This is a genomic window from Pseudoalteromonas phenolica (assembly GCF_044788725.1).
Classification (GTDB): Bacteria; Pseudomonadota; Gammaproteobacteria; order Enterobacterales; family Alteromonadaceae; genus Pseudoalteromonas; species Pseudoalteromonas phenolica_C.
Genome location: NZ_CP173161.1, coordinates 3,030,788 through 3,046,910, shown reverse-complemented (window position 1 = coordinate 3,046,910; position 16,123 = coordinate 3,030,788). Strand labels below are relative to the sequence as shown.

The window sequence follows — 16,123 nt, the reverse complement described above, 5'->3', positions numbered from 1 at the left end:
CAATAAGTACATTTACTAGGCTATCTTGAAAGTTTGGGCATTTGGTGTGATGCCATCTACACTGTAATAAAGTCAATTTAGTCCAAGTATCTATGCAAACATCAAACTGTGGTTATGGGTTAGTTAAACAGCTGGTTTCTCAAAAAAAAGAGAATGACCTTAAACAGTGCTTTAGTTTAATTTTACAAGACCTATTGAGTGACCGCTTTGATGCTTATTTCTTCAGTAAAAAATGCTGCCACATAAAAGCGCAAATAGAGTTTCAATTTACCGTCCATGCTTCAGGGGTCATGCACCAAGAAGAATATGATGCATATTTAAAACTGTTTAAAAATGCCATTCATGAACTACCTGAACATATTAAGTTATTAAAACAATCTACCCGCACGCTTTTTTTTGCAAAAACAGATATCCACCCTTTGGGCGGTTTAATCATCACCAATAAAGCACATAAAGAGGGTAAAGTACTACTGACTGACAAAGAAGAAGGGCTTATTTTACATTTGCTTGATGTCTATTTCTTACAGATGCAGTTACTGCACAATAGCTCCATTGATCCCCTATCTCAACTTTTGAATAGACAGAGCTTTGAGCAAAAACTTACAGAAATAATGCATAGTGAGGGTCGTTTTCAGCAAAAAAATTTAGACCAAGAACAGCATTGGTTTTTGGCCATTCTTGATATTGACCACTTTAAGCAAGTCAATGATACCTTTGGTCATGTAATCGGCGATGAAGTGATAGTGCTCGTATCACAACTTTTGAAATCACATTTTCGATTTGATGACTTATTGTTCCGTTATGGCGGTGAAGAGTTTGCTATCTTATTTATGACAGATAATGCGGAACAAGCCTGGAAAGTTTTAGATAGGGCGAGAGAGTTAGTGGCGAATACGCGTTTTCCACAAGTAGCAAATGTGACTATGAGTATTGGTTTTATTCAAGTGGGTGATGACTATCAATTGTCTGAATTAGTGAATAAAGCCGATATGGCACTGTACCATTCAAAAGATAATGGCCGTAATCAAGTGACTGATTATCAGCAGCTTAACATAGTGCAACATGCCGTGTCGGGCAGTGATATAGAATTGTTTTAATTTGTGATACACTCCGCGGGATTTTTAAGCGTTGGAGTTATTATGAAATTTGTTCGTTGGTTTTTAGGCCGTATCATTCTTCTTTTAAACTTTATTTTCACGCCTAGAAGTAAAAAACGTGGAGCACAAGCGCAGCAACAGCTTGATGCAAAAACGCAGAACTTTAAGCTTTATCAATTTGAGGCATGTCCTTTCTGCGTAAAAGTACGTCGTGCCATTAAGCGTGAAGGCTTAAAAGTAGAAACGCGCGATGCAAAAAATAACGAAGCTTATCGGCAAGAGCTTGCTGAGCAAGGTGGTAAAGTTAAAGTGCCATGTTTGCGTATTGAAGAGCAGGGCAAGGTGACTTGGATGTATGAATCAAGTGACATAGTTGCGTTTTTGCAAGGCTTAGATAAAGCAGCTTAAAAAACTCAAAATACTAGGTAATTTTTTGTCGAATAATGGCGGGTGTGCTAGCATACCCGCCATTATTTTATTGTCTGATCAATTAAGAGAAATCACATGACTATCCGTACTCGTGTAGCTCCATCACCAACAGGTGATCCGCACTTAGGCACAGCTTATATTGCCCTTTTCAATTACTGTTTTGCTAAGCAACAAGGCGGTGAGTTTGTTCTTCGTATTGAAGATACAGACCAAGTGCGTAGCACGCCTGAATCAGAGCAAGCGATCATGGATAGCCTGCGTTGGTTAGGCCTTAACTGGGATCATGGCCCAGATGTGGGCGGTGAGTTCGGTCCATACCGCCAGTCAGAGCGCAGCGATTTATACAAGCAATTTGCACAGCAACTTGTTGATGAAGGTAAAGCGTTTTATTGTTTCGCGACTGCTGAAGAGCTAGACGAAATGCGCGAACAGCAAATGGCAGAAGGTCTTCGTCCTAAGTACGACGGTCGTGGTCTGTTGTTAAGCGAAGATGAAATCAAAGCAAACCTTGAAGCGGGTAAACCTTACGTTATTCGTATGAAGATCCCAACTGAAGGTAGCTTCAAGTTTAATGATTACCTACGTGGTGAAATTGAGATCCCGTGGGAAAACGTAGACATGCAAGTGCTTTTAAAAGCAGATGGCTTCCCAACGTATTTCTTAGCGAACGTTGTAGATGATCACCACATGCAGATCAGTCACATTTTCCGTGGTGAAGAGTGGATCAACTCAGCACCTAAGCTATTAAAGCTTTATGAAGATTTTGGTTGGGAAGCGCCTGTACTAGGTCACCTACCACTGCTTCGTAACCCAGATAAATCTAAGCTGTCTAAGCGTAAGAACCCGACGTCGATTAACTACTACAAAGAAATGGGCTTCTTACCAGAAGCACTGCTTAACTATTTAGGTCGTATGGGTTGGTCAATGCCTGATGAACGTGAAAAGTTCACCCTTGCTGAAATGATCGAAAACTTCGATATGAAGCGTGTATCGCTTGGCGGTCCAATTTTCGATATCGACAAACTAAACTGGTTAAACGGTCTTTGGATCCGCGAAAACCTATCTGATGAAGAACTTATTCAGCGCTTTGTTGATTGGAAGTTCAACGGTGAGACGTTATCTCGCATTTTACCTCAAGCTAAAACGCGTATTAACAAGCTGTCAGACTTAGTCGACCTAGCAGGTCACTTTGTTGGTGGTATTCCAGAATATGATCCTGCGCTACTAACTTCGGGTAAAGCTGATGAAGAAGTTGTACGTCAGGCACTTCAATTCTTTATTTGGGAATTAGAAACGCTACGTAGCTGGGCAAAAGATGAGATCTTCGCAATTGCAAAAGCGGTTGCTACTCACCACGAATTAAAAATCAAAGATTTCTTAGAGCCAATCTTTGTTGCTATCACAGGCAAAACGTCTTCAACATCGGTTGTAGATGCAATGGAAATTTTAGGTTCAGATCTGTCTCGTGCACGTTTACGAGTGGCACTTGAGCACATTGGTGTGTCTAAAAAGCAAGCTAAGAAGTTAGAAAAAGCATATCGCGACTATCCAAAAGCGTAAGCTAATAAATTGATTTATAAAAATTTAAAAGCCACTTTATCTTAAAGTGGCTTTTTTATTGGTGCATTTTTGTCAATTTCACAACAGATACGACCTCTCTAACATTTTATTCTGCTACTATAGCCCGTCCTTAAAGTTGTGGAACTAGATGTATGTTAACGCCTTACTACCAACAAAATGCTGAATTTGTCACGATTACACGTGAGCAGGGTAGCCAATTTGCTAAAAAAGTAGCTGATGACTTTAATCCATTACATGATGTTGATGCGAAGAAGTTTTGTGTGCCGGGTGACTTGTTATTTTCGCTGGTACTATCGCGTTATGGTGTAAGTGAAAACATGTACTTCAAATTTGAAGGCATGGTTGACGAAACGTCACAACTTCAATTCCCTGAAGCGGCTGATGAGTTTGCTGTAACATCAAACGATAAAGTGATGCTATCGGTGAAGCGAGATGGTGAAACAAGCCAATGCCCAACTTTAATTGAAAGTTTAACGAAAAATTACGTGGCTTTCTCAGGCACAACTTTCCCGCATATGATAGTGCCTGTGATGGGTGAAAAAGAGGTGATGATCAATCCAGCTCGCCCTATGGTAATTTACGAGTCAATGGCGATCCATTTTGATGATATCAATGTAAAGTCAGTTGAATTAGAAACGGATACGCCAGAGTTCGAATACGAAGGCAAGCGTGGCAAAATCATTCTTAAATTTAACTTCATCAGTGAAGGTAAAAAAGTCGGTCGTGGTGAAAAGCACATGCTAGTATCTGGCATTAAGGCCTATGACCAACAGGCTATCGACGATTTGATTGCTTATTATAATGAGCGTAAAGCAACGCTTTAAAGTAATAATATAATAAACAATATCAGCACAAAGCGCGCCTCAGGCGCGTTTTTGTTATACTGCGTTCAATTTAATTTATTGCAGCGTTTTCTATGTCGTTCTCTTCTTTTTCTTTGGCATCGGCCATTCATTCAGCTCTTGAAACACTCGGGTTCGAAAAACCAACGGATATTCAATCGCAGACTATTCCTCTTGCACTTACAGGCAAAGACATCATCGCGACTGCGCAGACTGGTACGGGTAAAACGGCGGCGTTTATGTTGCCGATCCTGAATAACCTATTAAGTGATGAAACAAAACAAGGCCAAGTTAGGGCGCTAGTACTTGCACCAACGCGAGAACTAGCGCAACAAGTTGCTGAGAATACTCAGCAATATGCAGCTAATACTGAATTGAAAGTGGTGTGTCTGTATGGTGGTGCAAATATTGGCCCTCAAGAGAAGCGTTTGAAGGCAGGCGTTGATATTGTCATCGCAACGCCAGGGCGTTTACTCGATCATTTAATTAAAGGCACTTTGTCACTCAGTCAACTTGAACATTTGGTTTTTGATGAAGCCGATAGAATGTTAGATATGGGCTTTATTGGTGAGATAAAACGCATTATGCGTCATGTGCCAGACTCACGACAAACCATGCTGTTTTCTGCAACTTTAGATGAAAGTGTAGAGAAGCTGGCTAGCCGTTGGTTGTCAGATCCTAAGCGTGTAGGCATAGAGCAGAAAAACACCACCGTTGAGGCGATTGAGCAAACTTTTTATGCCATTGATGAAGAGAAGAAAGCTGCTGTCATTGCCTATTTAATTGGTAAGAATAATTGGCAGCAAGTGTTGGTGTTTACTCGCACTAAAGCGCAAGCTGATAGCCTTGTTAAAGAACTAATCAAAGATGGTTTGCCGAGCAGTGCAATTCATGGCGATAAATCACAAGGCGCTCGAGATAAAGGGTTAACTCAGTTTAAAGAGGGTAAGGTACGTGTGCTTGTGGCCACTGATGTTGCAGCGCGTGGTATAGACATCAGCACATTAGATTACGTGATTAACGCTCAGCTACCTTATGTGGCAGAAGATTATATTCACCGAATTGGTCGTACAGGTCGAGCAGGGCGCTCGGGTAAGGCTATTAGCTTAGTCAGCCAAGATGAGCAGTGGCTACTTGAAGAACTTGAAGTGTTATTAGATGAGCGATTAACCCCACAATGGCTAAGTGGTTTTGAACCTGACTTGACCCGAGAGGTCAAAGATAACCGTAAGAATACCAATAAAGCACGCAAAGACAGAGATAAAAAACGAGTGCTTGGTCAGCGCCAACGTAGAAGAAGGTAGCCTAACGAAGTAAAACAGGAGTTTTTATGAATGTACTGATTATAATTGGCAGTTTAATTGTCAGCTTATTGATTTTGATCCCACTGCTAGAGCGTTATCAAGAGAGCTTAGGGCTACACAAGATGCAAAAGTATAGTAAATATATTTTGCCTTTAGTGATGGTGTCTTTGGTGATTAAACTGATTTATATGCTATGGCATGGTAATTAACCTGTTAAAAATAATCACAATAAAACAGCCACAAAAAAGCCCGCAGTTTAAAACTAGCGGGCTTTTTTATATCTGATGACTTACTCTGAGCGTTGCTTGATGAAGTCTTGCATGAACATCATCGCATCGGTGTAGTAATCGTCTAATCTATCTCTGAAACTAATAAGCTCATCAATATTTAATTCGCGGTCTTTACATGCCTGTTCGAATTGAATCGCGATTTCAGCCACTTGCATTGCACCTACGGTCTTTGAAATCGATTTGAGCTGGTGGCAGTCTGAGATGATCTTGTCTTGTTCGCGAGTCATGACATTGGCAAAAATATCACGGATCAACTCACTACTTTGTTCAAGGTACATTCTAAAGAAGCGCAGCTTTTTCGCTTCATCATGATTGACGTATTTATCAAACATATCAATATCGACTACAGCGAGTGTTGATATATCGACTTGCGGCTCTTCAATACTTTCTTCAGCAGGTAAATCACCTTCGGTAGTAGCCTCAACATCTGGCTCAACTTCGCTAGATTCAGGCTCTATAGCTTTTACTTCATTAGGAGTATCAACTTCAACAGGATCTTCAACCAGTACTTTAATTTCAGGCGCTTTAGTTACTTGATCGCTTGTTGGGTTAAGTGCATCTTGCGAAGTCCCTTCCGGTGCTAAACCAAAGCTTGGTGTTGGAATATTATTATCAGAAGCCTGGGTTGCAGGTGTAGCTTCCCAAGTTGATTCTAATGAAATGCTACTTAAAGAGCCGGTTAAAGCGCTAGCTTGAGTAGGTGCTGATGTATCTTCTTTAGCCTCTTCAATCACAGGCGTTTCAGTTTGGGCGTCCGAAGAAACTGAAGCGATTTCATCAATGTCATTGAGGTTTTGCCAATCGATATTGTCATGGCTGTCTACTTCAATATTATCGATATTGATCTCATGTTCTAATTCAGCTTGAGGTAAATCTTGAGTTTCTTCATGCCATTCTAAACTCGTATCATCAGCATTCATATGGCTAAGATCTAATTCATCCTCTTCTTGATGAGAAGCGTGAACTTGTTTGTTCTCATCTTGCCACTGTAGGTCAATAGAATCATCCGTATTTAAGCTTAAATCAAGGTCGTAATGCTCTTCTTGACTTATAGGGGCTGCATCTATTTCTGAGGGCTGGCTATCTGGCCACTCAAGGTCTGTATCGCTTTGTTGAGTCAGCGCATCAATATCAATTGTTTGCTCATCATCTGCTGATTGAGTCTCTGATGGTACAGATGGTTCTTCAGGCCAACTTAAATCTGAATTTAAGTCATTGTGATTAAGATCTTCCTCAATAGAAGGTACTTCTATTGGCGCTTCTGTTAATTTACTTTTCGTTAAAGGAACTTCTCTTAACTCTGATTCTTTTTCAGCTACAGTATTAGGCTGTTCTTCATTGTGTTCAGAATCATCAATAATTGCTTGTTCTTGGCTAGCATCAGTCTGTGTAGCAGTCATTTTAATGTGCTTTTCAGGCTGCCATTTTGCAAGTGTCGCCTCTAATACATTTAATTCAATCGGCTTGGTAATATAGTCATTCATACCCGTTGCAATACAACGCTCTTTCTCACCTTTCAAAGCGTTGGCAGTTACCGCAATAATATATGGTTGAGCTTTAATATCATGGCTCTTTTCTGCTTCATCACGAATGGCTTTAACCATGTCATAACCTGACATCTTCGGCATATGTAAATCGGTCAGAATGATCGGATAGTGGTTTTTCTTCCACATCGCTAACCCTTCTTCGCCATTTTCTGCAACTTCAACGCCATATCCAAGTAAATGAAGTTGGTCTGTGAGTACCTGTTGGTTCAGCACATTATCTTCGGCCAATAGAACGAGTCTATTTTCAGCTCGCGCCTTATCAACATTTAAAAAGTTATTTAATGAGGTTGCTTGTTTAAGTTGTTTAGGTTTGTGTAAGCCTGCGGCAACCATGACTGATGTCATGAAGCTACTTTTGCAAAGTGGTGCAGCATTTAGATAGAAAATATTGGCATGGTTAAGTGCAGACTCATCCATGGTGCTTAATACGATGACTTGCTGATTGTTTTGCTCTAAAGAGTATAAAAGAGAGCGCAATTGATCATTCACAGGCGCCATACCATCTAAGCCATCAAGCACCCAAATTAAATTAGGGGTATGCTGGAATTCTTCGGCTTCATCAATAGAGTCGATAGCATAAGTATTGGCACCCATAAAGGATAAGTAGCGGCATAAAATGGCTTTTCGTGCCGAACTATTGGTAAGAACGACAACAGGTTTTTGCGCCATTACTGCCTTGTTTGAATACTCAACTTTACCCTGAGTACTAAAAGGCAATTCAACAACAAACTCACTACCCATGCCTAAGTCACTGGTGACATTGATTGAACCAAGCATAAGCTCGATAAGGCTTTTACAAATTGAAAGGCCTAAGCCCGTGCCACCATATTCACGGGTAATAGAATTTTCAGCTTGAATAAATGGGTTAAAGATCTCACGCAACTGAAGCTGCGTCATACCTTTACCGTTATCAGTTACAGAGAATCGCAATGTATAGTGTTCAGAAGTGTTTTGTGCAACTTCTACTGCAACCTTGACAAAACCTTGTCGGTTTTCATCTGTGGTTGTGAACTTTATGGCATTACTACATAAGTTATATAAAACCTGACGCACACGAATATTGTCGCCAATTAGGTTTTTAGGAATATCTGGTGCAATTGAAAGCTGCAGATCAAGCTTTCGCTTTTTAGCCACAGAAGACAAAACTCGCGCCACTTCTTCAATGGTATCAGTCACTGAGAATGCAGTATTGTCGATTTGTAGCTTACCAGCTTCAATTTTAGAGAAGTCTAGAATATCGTCCAAAATGCCTAGCAAAGAGAAAGCTGAATCACGAATGATGGTACTTAGGCGGTGCTGCGCACCATCTAAGTCTGTTTGGCGTAACAAGTCAATTGTACCAATAACACCGTTCATGGGAGTTCTGATCTCATGACTCATGGTGGCTAAGAAGGTCGTTTTGGCTTCATTGGCACGTTCGGCATTCATAGTCGCTTTTTCAAGTGCTAGTGTACGCGCTTGTACTTCTGTTTCTAAGCTAGTTTGCAGTTGCTTTAGCTCTTTTTCAGAAGTTTGATTGTTATCTAGTGACGTTTGCACCTGTTGTAGTACATCATTTATGGACTGCGCTACTTCATCAAAACCAAAGCCTAAATTACTGTCGATGAATTTTTTAAAATCTTGTTCTTGTGAGATCTTTTTTAATTCTAGTTTTAACTTTTGCTTATCAGTTGCCAGCTGTTGAGCAAGGCGGCGTTGTGCGAAAAGAGCAAAGCCAATAGCAAGTAAGGCTGCTAATCCAAATAAGCCATATGCAATATTACTCGTATCACTGCTAGCTTTAACTTGGTGCTTAATTACAAGTTCACCTACATATTGTCCATCAAGTTTTAACGGTTGATGCACCGTTAAGGTATTGCCGACTTTGAATTGTTTCACTTGTGAAATTGGTGCAATCGCAGTCTCATCACTTTGGAAGATGAGAGCTGGCTCTGCCATACCCGTCATACTATATAAATAATATTGGGTATTAGGATCAGCCTCTGAAATACCAGCCAGTAACTTTTTAACCTGACTGAACCCTTGCTTCATCATAGTATTTGCAAGTGGTTCAGAAAGCTGTTGTGCTTGATTGGCAAAATCAATTTGTGGTGCTTGTTGTGATTTAGGAAGAAAGTACGCGGCTGCAGCACAAATAGCGCCAACAGTTAATATACTAGTTAGCACCAGGGGTAAAAAGCCTGATAGTTTTATATTCTCAGAGTTTGGCATTGATAAGGTCCGATTTAACTGCTCTAGAATTTGATTATTATTGGTTTATTAAGTACCCAATCGTAACATTGTCTTGTTATTAAAGCTCGCCGTTTTTAAGCATTTTCCATTCAACCTTTAGGCATAGTTATCTCTTTTTAGTGACGTACTTTTGAGCAATTAAGACACTGTTTGTACAAACTTTGCTATTGATGGTTGAAAACTAAGCAAGCAAACGTTGCTTTTAAAAAAAGGGTTGACTTGAAGGGGCAAAACTCGTTTAATACGCCGCACGCCCAGATAGCTCATTAGGTAGAGCTTTCGGGGGGAGTATTGAAAATCCATTAAGGTTTTTAATACAAGACAAAATTTGCCCAGATAGCTCAGTCGGTAGAGCAGAGGATTGAAAATCCTCGTGTCGGTGGTTCGATTCCGCCTCTGGGCACCATTTTTCGGTGTTGCCGACTTAGCTCAGTTGGTAGAGCAACTGACTTGTAATCAGTAGGTCATCCGTTCGACTCGGATAGTCGGCACCATTTTCTCGCTAAGAAATAAAACTAGCAACTCTTAGGTTTGCCCAGATAGCTCAGTCGGTAGAGCAGAGGATTGAAAATCCTCGTGTCGGTGGTTCGATTCCGCCTCTGGGCACCACTTATTTTCGGTGTTGCCGACTTAGCTCAGTTGGTAGAGCAACTGACTTGTAATCAGTAGGTCATCCGTTCGACTCGGATAGTCGGCACCATTTCTTATGCTAGGAATTAAAACTAAGCAAATTTCCCAGATAGCTCATTCGGTAGAGCTTACGGGAATAGTATTGAGAATCCATTAGAGTTTTTAGTACAAAACAAAATTTGCCCAGATAGCTCAGTCGGTAGAGCAGAGGATTGAAAATCCTCGTGTCGGTGGTTCGATTCCGCCTCTGGGCACCACTTATTTTCGGTGTTGCCGACTTAGCTCAGTTGGTAGAGCAACTGACTTGTAATCAGTAGGTCATCCGTTCGACTCGGATAGTCGGCACCATTTTCTCGCTAAGAAGTAAAACTAGCAAATATTTAGCCCAGATAGCTCATTCGGTAGAGCTTTCGGGAATAGTATTGAAAATCTCATAAAATTTTTAATACAAAACAAGATTTGCCCAGATAGCTCAGTCGGTAGAGCAGAGGATTGAAAATCCTCGTGTCGGTGGTTCGATTCCGCCTCTGGGCACCATCGTTGAGAAGCCTCGCAATAGCGAGGCTTTTTCATTTCTAGCAAAATAAACCTCAGTCAACTCAAAACCATAGAAAGGTGTTTTCTTTTTAGGCACTTGCAATGTGGCGCTGATCTGAATCAAATGACATTCTCATTAAAATAAAATTTCTATTTTTTTGCTTGTGAAATCCAATTTTGCCCTCAATACTGTAGTTGAGGTAAACAAAAAAAGGATACCCTATGAAAATAAATCTTTCTGGTCATCACGTAGATGTAACCGACGCAGTAAAACAGCATGTCCAAGAAAAGTTTGCCAAAATCGCAACGCATTTTCCTTCATTGATAGCCTTAGACATCATCATTAGCAAAGAGCACAACCAGTTTTATACTGAAATTAGCACTAACTATGAAGGCGCACGTGTAGCGGTAAAAGGAGAAGGTGAAGTTATGTATCCGGCAATTGCAAATGCCGCGAAAAAACTAGATGCAGCCCTAAAGCATAGAAAAGGTCAATTAAAAGCAGATAGGCATGAAAAACCAGTGAGTACCACACCACCTATCGCCCACGAAATTATTCAAGAGATGAACTTAAGCCAATAAGTTTATTGCAAATACAACGAAACAAGCCCGATTTATCGGGCTTGTTTCGTTTATAATTAATACCTTTTCTCAAAATAGATCACTTAATCAAGAAAGCTGGTAGAAAAATCAGTTTTTTGTATTTGAATAATATTGTTAGTTACGAATATCGACTGGTGTTTTGGTGGTTTAACATCGGCTATATTGTGAAAAAAATTTTGGTCTTTATTTAGTGCTTGATTATCAAACTTTATTAGAAAAAACATGCCAGCATGTTGAGCCTTTCTCTCACCAGGGGGAAGTCGCGACCTATATTCCTGCGTTGGCCGAGCAGAAGAAAGGTCAGTTTGCTATTGCGCTGCAAACCACTGATGGCAAAGTATATTCGGCAGGCGATGTCAGTCATAAATTTACAGTGCAATCAGTGTCAAAGGCACTCACCTTAACCATGGCATTACAGCGCTATGGCGACGATTTGTGGCAACGTGTTGGTAAAGAGCCATCTGGAACTGCTTTTAACTCACTAACTCAGCTAGAGTTCGAGCAAGGTAAACCAAGAAATCCTTTTATTAATGCCGGTGCTATCGTTACAGCAGACGCACTTTACTCTCGTTTGAGCGCGCCTATTCATGCTGTGCTAGAGAAGTTTAGGGCTCAGTCAGGCAATAGTAATGTTGTGATCAATCGCACTGTGGCGAACTCTGAATATCAGCATAGGTATCGCAATGCTGCTATGGCTTATTTAATGAAGTCTTTTGGAAACTTTGATAATGACGTCGAGAAAGTGCTTTGGAGTTACTTTAATTACTGTGCAATAGAAGTGAATGTGGTTGAGCTTGCTAAGGCATTTTCTTATTTAAGCAACAAGGGGCTTTGCTTGCAAAGTGGTGAGCAGGTGTTATCCGCAAAGCAAACGAAACAACTCAACTCGTTATTATTTACCAGTGGCCTTTATGACGCAGCCGGTGACTTTGCTTATCGTGTTGGTATGCCGGGGAAGTCAGGTGTGTCAGGTACTATTATCGCAGTGTTGCCGGGGCAGTTTACTGTTGCTGTATGGTCTCCTGGCCTAGACAGTTTTGGTAATTCGGTCGCAGGTATTGCAGCATTAGAATATCTTGCTGAGCATATTAACCATTAAAACTTGTTCGAGCATAAATACGCAATCCTAAATACAATAAAGCCGACTGATTAGTCGGCTTTATAAGTTTAATTTGTTTTAGCAGAAATCTGCTTATTGTTCCCAATACGCTTGTTCTAATGAATCTTCACGTTCAGGTAACCCTCTCGATAAACGAGGAGAGTGCTGTACTAACACTTCATAGCTTGCACGATTTGCGTACTTACTGATCTGAGCTAATGATGAGTAAGTAATCGCTGTGTGTTCGTGCTTTGCTGAATTTGGCACATTCATTTTATGGTATTCGTTGGCTGATAAGTCATGTAATACCGCAGCTAACGCACAATCGCCCGCGCCATTGGTATTTTTAATTGAATCAGGACCACCCATATAAGGCGCTGTATGTGCATAAACTTTAATTGGGTTAACACATGCGTCTTTGCGCATAGATCGCGAAAATTCATATTGATTGAATTCAGCAATGGCACCAGGCAATAGCGGGTATTCAGTTTCACGTTTGAATTCATCATCAACGTAACCTGCCATGACGAGGCCTTTCGGGCCGGCGGTACAGATAACAAGATCAACCCAATCAAGCGCTTTGTCAGCAGCCAATAGCGGATCGCTGAAGCCCGTGATTGCCTCACCTTCTTCTTCGTTCATAGCTAAGATGTCGACATGTTTTTCAACAAACTCAGCCCACCACTTAGGATCTTGCTCGATTAAAAATTTGGTACCGAGAGATAAAACAACCGGAACGTTGGCTTCATTGGCGTATTTTACTGCTTGAAGTGTTGCCTCTGTCATCGTCTCATCACCAGATGTGCGCATTAGGTAGGCGCTAATCACCAGTGCTGAAGCATTTGCAATAAGTTGCTCTGGAATTGACTCAGGCTTTAAGTGATTCATTAAGCCAGGGCTGATCGCGAATGTACGCTCCCCTGTATCGTCAATTAATGTGAAGCAGCGACCAATAGGGCCGTCAACTGGTTGCAAATAATCCAGATCGACTCGGCTAGAGGTATTACATAAAAACTTGTATGCGTAGCTACCAATCTTTATGTTTTCACTCATTACACCAAGTAGTACTGAGCGATCGTCGGCTAACACCGAGTAATTGTGCATGGTATTACCTATGGTGCCACCTGCAAATTCATAATCGATCATATTTTCGCGTTTAAGACGGTCATATAACGCGTTTGTCACCTCACTTTCGATGACTTGTGACATACCTCGTTGCAGGCCAAACTCATCAAGAAATGCTTGATCAACTTTGGCTTCGATATCGACAACGATTTGGTCTATGCCGCAAATATAACTGCGCTTAAGCCCATCTTCACTACTGATCTGGTCTAGTAGTGGGTCTTTATCTTCCACCGGAAAATAATGTTTATGCCTGCGGCGTCCCGGAAATTTCATGTGTTACCCGTGTGTGTGTATACCCAAACTAACTCAATCTCGCTTACATAGCGCGTCTTCAGTCCCATTTCTTCGTCAAAGAACTTGGAAAGGACCAGTCATTACGCTGCGTCCTTTTCCTTGAACTGAAACAGAACGCCACGCTCTGAGTCATTTATCTTGAGATTGTTCGGGTATAATAGCTCAAGAAATAAAAAAAGCGGCGAATTATAGCCTAAATGCGGGAGCTTGAGCCATGCCAAATCGACAAATATTGCAATTAAATGTGGTATATTTGCGCTTAAACTTCCTAAATAGTAGCAGTAATAGACACTAATGACAGAAATCGAGCAAGATCAATACTGGATGCAAAAGGCCCTAGAATATGCTGATAAAGCTGAGCAACAGAATGAAATTCCTGTTGGGGCTGTGTTAGTGAAAGATGGTGAGCTCGTTGCCGCAGGTTGGAATCAGTCAATTTGTAACCATGATCCATCAGCCCATGCTGAGATGATGGCTGTGCGAGAAGCCGGTAAGAAAATCGAGAATTATCGCCTGATTGATTGCACTTTATATGTCACCCTTGAGCCTTGTCCTATGTGTGCTGGTTTACTTGTTCATAGTCGTATTAAGCGCTTAGTGTATGGTGCCGCTGATGCAAAAACGGGTTCTGCGGGTTCCATTATGAATATAGTCAGAGAGCCTAAATTAAATCATCAGTTAGAAGTGACTTCAGGCGTGATGGCAGAGCAGTGTGCAGAAAAATTATCGGCGTTTTTTCGTCGCCGCAGAAAAGAAATTAAAGAAGCTAAAAGGTTGGCAAAACAAGCAGCTCAAGAAGGCTGAGCTGCTGCTTCATTTTTTTCTGCCATTTCATCCATTTGCATGATGGCAAACGCTTTTCTTCGATTAAGCACCTTCTTGTGCGAATTTTTGGTCAAAACACGTCTACGATTTGGTGATGTATGAGAAGTGTTTCGTTTAAATTGGTGAGTACGACGTCTGTTAAGCATCGACACCTCCTAATTGTGAGAGATTAAACCATACCAATGTCTTTGGTACTTATATCAATCAAGATAACTCGTTACTTAAGAAAATTGATTGATACTACGATTGGCAGAATTACAGGGAATGATTGCAAATATGTGACAACGCGACCGAAAGCGTCACTTTTGTCCGTTTTCTGAATTGAGCGCCCCGTTTTCGTCTAGCCAAACTAGCGCATCATAATATCGGCGGATGTTATCAACGTATTGAACTGCCACATCCCCACGTGCATATCCATATCGTGTTTTTCGATAGTAGCGCTTTTTAACCAACAGTGGTAGTCGTTTTTTCACATCGGCCCAGCGGCTTGGATCGCCACCTTGTTGCTCTGTAATTTTACGTGCGTCATTCACATGTCCCCAGCCCACATTGTAAGACGCCATCGCAAACCAAACATTGTCCGGGTATTGTACGGACTTAGGAACGCGTTTGATCAGTTTACTTAAGTAAATAGCTCCCCCTCTAATATTTTGCTCAGGTTTAAGACGGTTTTTTACACCGACTTGTTTTGCTGTTGGCTGCGTGAGCATCATGATGCCACGCACCCCTGTGGGAGATTTTGCTCGCGGTTTCCACATGGACTCCTGATAGCTTAATGCGGCTAATAATCGCCAGTCTAATTTGTTTTGCTCTGAGTATTTTTCAAACCATGCTTGGTACTTGGGGAGTACTTCTTTCGTGGCCTCTACAAAGGCGAGGGTGTTTACATAGTTAAATGTTTCCACATGACCAAAGTACTTTTCTTCAAGCTCTGCTAATTTCCCATTTTGATTTACTTTGTCAAAAAAAGGCATCAGTAGTGCGTAAAGAGAATCATCGGGGTCTTTACGCATTATCCAACTGATCGAATCTTGTTTTGTGACCGAAAAAGCAATACTGACCTCTGGGTGGTAACGGCGAAAAAGAGCAAGAGAGTGTGAATCAGCAATCGTGTAGCTAATTTTTTCGTCAATGATGTTTTGTAGTAGTTCTTCTTCATCTACATCTTCAACAAGGTGTATTTCTATATTGGGATATGTTTTTTTCGCTTCTTGTAAACTAATTAAGTGATTTGAGCCTGCTAACACAGTAATAGGGGCGTCGACTTCTTCAAAGCTTCTTGGTCGTCTTGGTCCTTGTTTGTAAACTAACTTTTGGCTAATGGCTCGGTAACTTGGGCCAAAGCGATAATGCTCGCCACGTTGTGGGTGGTAACTGAGTCCGGCGGCAATAAAATCTAAATCACCATTGTCCAAACGTTGGAAAAGCTCAGGTAGGCTGTAAAACGGCACGATATTAAGTTTGACGTTAAGTGACTTTGCAAACGCTTGTGTTAACTCATATTCAAAGCCTTGTTCGCCTTGCTGCGCTTGATAAAAATTAGCAGGTCCCGCCAGCGTGCCCACCTTTAATTCGCGCTTTTGTTGCACGCGCTCAAGCTGCGTCATAGGCGGCTTATCACATCCGACTAAAACCCATATAAAAATGATGAGTGCGAGCAATGGTTTTAACTGCATGAAGACAAAGCG

General features: G+C 41.1%; 12 protein-coding genes, 7 tRNA genes and 2 pseudogenes. 16 read left to right on the top strand and 5 right to left on the bottom strand.

Features of this window, described 5'->3' with window-relative positions:
* The first annotated feature begins 92 nt into the window (after window positions 1-92).
* From ACH784_RS13850 to ACH784_RS13825, 6 genes are all read left to right on the top strand, one after another.
* On the top strand, window positions 93-1,097 hold the full coding sequence (locus tag ACH784_RS13850) for a GGDEF domain-containing protein (protein WP_404391123.1): 1,005 nt from the start codon (window positions 93-95) through the stop codon (window positions 1,095-1,097).
* Between the two features lie 42 nt (window positions 1,098-1,139).
* Window positions 1,140-1,505: a glutaredoxin family protein gene (locus ACH784_RS13845; RefSeq protein WP_404391121.1), complete on the top strand. Its 366-nt coding sequence runs from the start codon at window positions 1,140-1,142 to the stop codon at window positions 1,503-1,505.
* A 96-nt stretch (window positions 1,506-1,601) separates the two neighbouring features.
* Window positions 1,602-3,086, top strand: coding sequence for a glutamate--tRNA ligase (gene gltX, locus ACH784_RS13840; RefSeq protein ID WP_404391119.1), 1,485 nt, complete (start codon window positions 1,602-1,604; stop codon window positions 3,084-3,086).
* Between the two features lie 152 nt (window positions 3,087-3,238).
* Complete coding sequence (locus ACH784_RS13835; RefSeq protein ID WP_404391117.1) at window positions 3,239-3,931, top strand: DUF3581 family protein; 693 nt, start codon at window positions 3,239-3,241, stop codon at window positions 3,929-3,931.
* 92 nt (window positions 3,932-4,023) lie between these two features.
* Window positions 4,024-5,253 carry a DEAD/DEAH box helicase gene (locus ACH784_RS13830; protein ID WP_404391115.1) on the top strand — a complete coding sequence of 410 codons (1,230 nt, stop codon included), beginning with the start codon at window positions 4,024-4,026 and terminating at the stop codon, window positions 5,251-5,253.
* Window positions 5,254-5,279: 26 nt separating this feature from the next.
* Window positions 5,280-5,462: a hypothetical protein gene (locus ACH784_RS13825; protein WP_404391113.1), complete on the top strand. Its 183-nt coding sequence runs from the start codon at window positions 5,280-5,282 to the stop codon at window positions 5,460-5,462.
* 80 nt (window positions 5,463-5,542) lie between these two features.
* Here the strand turns inward: ACH784_RS13825 and ACH784_RS13820 are convergent.
* Window positions 5,543-5,770 (bottom strand): annotated as a pseudogene (locus ACH784_RS13820) (Hpt domain-containing protein); the annotation flags it as partial.
* Window positions 5,771-6,952: 1,182 nt separating this feature from the next.
* A pseudogene (locus ACH784_RS13815) lies at window positions 6,953-9,301 on the bottom strand (ATP-binding protein); the annotation flags it as partial.
* Between the two features lie 351 nt (window positions 9,302-9,652).
* On the opposite strand from ACH784_RS13815, the gene ACH784_RS13810 reads away from it, so the two are divergent.
* The 9 genes from ACH784_RS13810 (at window position 9,653) to glsB (ending at window position 12,191) form a co-directional block, all read left to right on the top strand.
* Window positions 9,653-9,728, top strand: a tRNA-Phe gene (locus ACH784_RS13810).
* Between the two features lie 12 nt (window positions 9,729-9,740).
* Window positions 9,741-9,816, top strand: a tRNA-Thr gene (locus ACH784_RS13805).
* A 39-nt stretch (window positions 9,817-9,855) separates the two neighbouring features.
* Window positions 9,856-9,931, top strand: a tRNA-Phe gene (locus ACH784_RS13800).
* A 15-nt stretch (window positions 9,932-9,946) separates the two neighbouring features.
* Window positions 9,947-10,022, top strand: a tRNA-Thr gene (locus tag ACH784_RS13795).
* A 111-nt stretch (window positions 10,023-10,133) separates the two neighbouring features.
* Window positions 10,134-10,209: transfer RNA gene (locus tag ACH784_RS13790), tRNA-Phe, on the top strand.
* A 15-nt stretch (window positions 10,210-10,224) separates the two neighbouring features.
* A tRNA-Thr gene (locus ACH784_RS13785) sits at window positions 10,225-10,300 on the top strand.
* A 113-nt stretch (window positions 10,301-10,413) separates the two neighbouring features.
* A tRNA-Phe gene (locus ACH784_RS13780) sits at window positions 10,414-10,489 on the top strand.
* A 222-nt stretch (window positions 10,490-10,711) separates the two neighbouring features.
* On the top strand, window positions 10,712-11,071 hold the full coding sequence (gene hpf / locus ACH784_RS13775) for a ribosome hibernation-promoting factor, HPF/YfiA family (RefSeq protein ID WP_058029027.1): 360 nt from the start codon (window positions 10,712-10,714) through the stop codon (window positions 11,069-11,071).
* 211 nt (window positions 11,072-11,282) lie between these two features.
* Complete coding sequence (gene glsB / locus ACH784_RS13770; RefSeq protein WP_404391111.1) at window positions 11,283-12,191, top strand: glutaminase B; 909 nt, start codon at window positions 11,283-11,285, stop codon at window positions 12,189-12,191.
* 93 nt (window positions 12,192-12,284) lie between these two features.
* Here glsB and ACH784_RS13765 read toward each other — a convergent pair whose 3' ends face one another.
* Window positions 12,285-13,589 carry an inosine/guanosine kinase gene (locus ACH784_RS13765; RefSeq protein WP_138483571.1) on the bottom strand — a complete coding sequence of 435 codons (1,305 nt, stop codon included), beginning with the start codon at window positions 13,587-13,589 and terminating at the stop codon, window positions 12,285-12,287.
* A gap of 315 nt (window positions 13,590-13,904) precedes the next feature.
* Between ACH784_RS13765 and tadA the strand changes: the two genes are divergently transcribed.
* Window positions 13,905-14,414 carry a tRNA adenosine(34) deaminase TadA gene (tadA, locus tag ACH784_RS13760; protein WP_404391109.1) on the top strand — a complete coding sequence of 170 codons (510 nt, stop codon included), beginning with the start codon at window positions 13,905-13,907 and terminating at the stop codon, window positions 14,412-14,414.
* On the opposite strand, the gene ACH784_RS13755 is transcribed toward tadA, so the two are convergent.
* Entirely contained in the window at window positions 14,402-14,581 is a 180-nt protein-coding gene (locus tag ACH784_RS13755) for a hypothetical protein (RefSeq protein WP_390447269.1), read from the bottom strand. The two genes, tadA and ACH784_RS13755, sit on opposite strands and share 13 nt — an antisense overlap.
* 153 nt (window positions 14,582-14,734) lie before the next feature.
* Window positions 14,735-16,111 (bottom strand): membrane-bound lytic murein transglycosylase MltF, encoded by a 1,377-nt coding sequence (gene mltF / locus ACH784_RS13750; protein ID WP_404391107.1) that lies wholly within the window; start codon window positions 16,109-16,111, stop codon window positions 14,735-14,737.
* Window positions 16,112-16,123 lie beyond the last annotated feature (12 nt).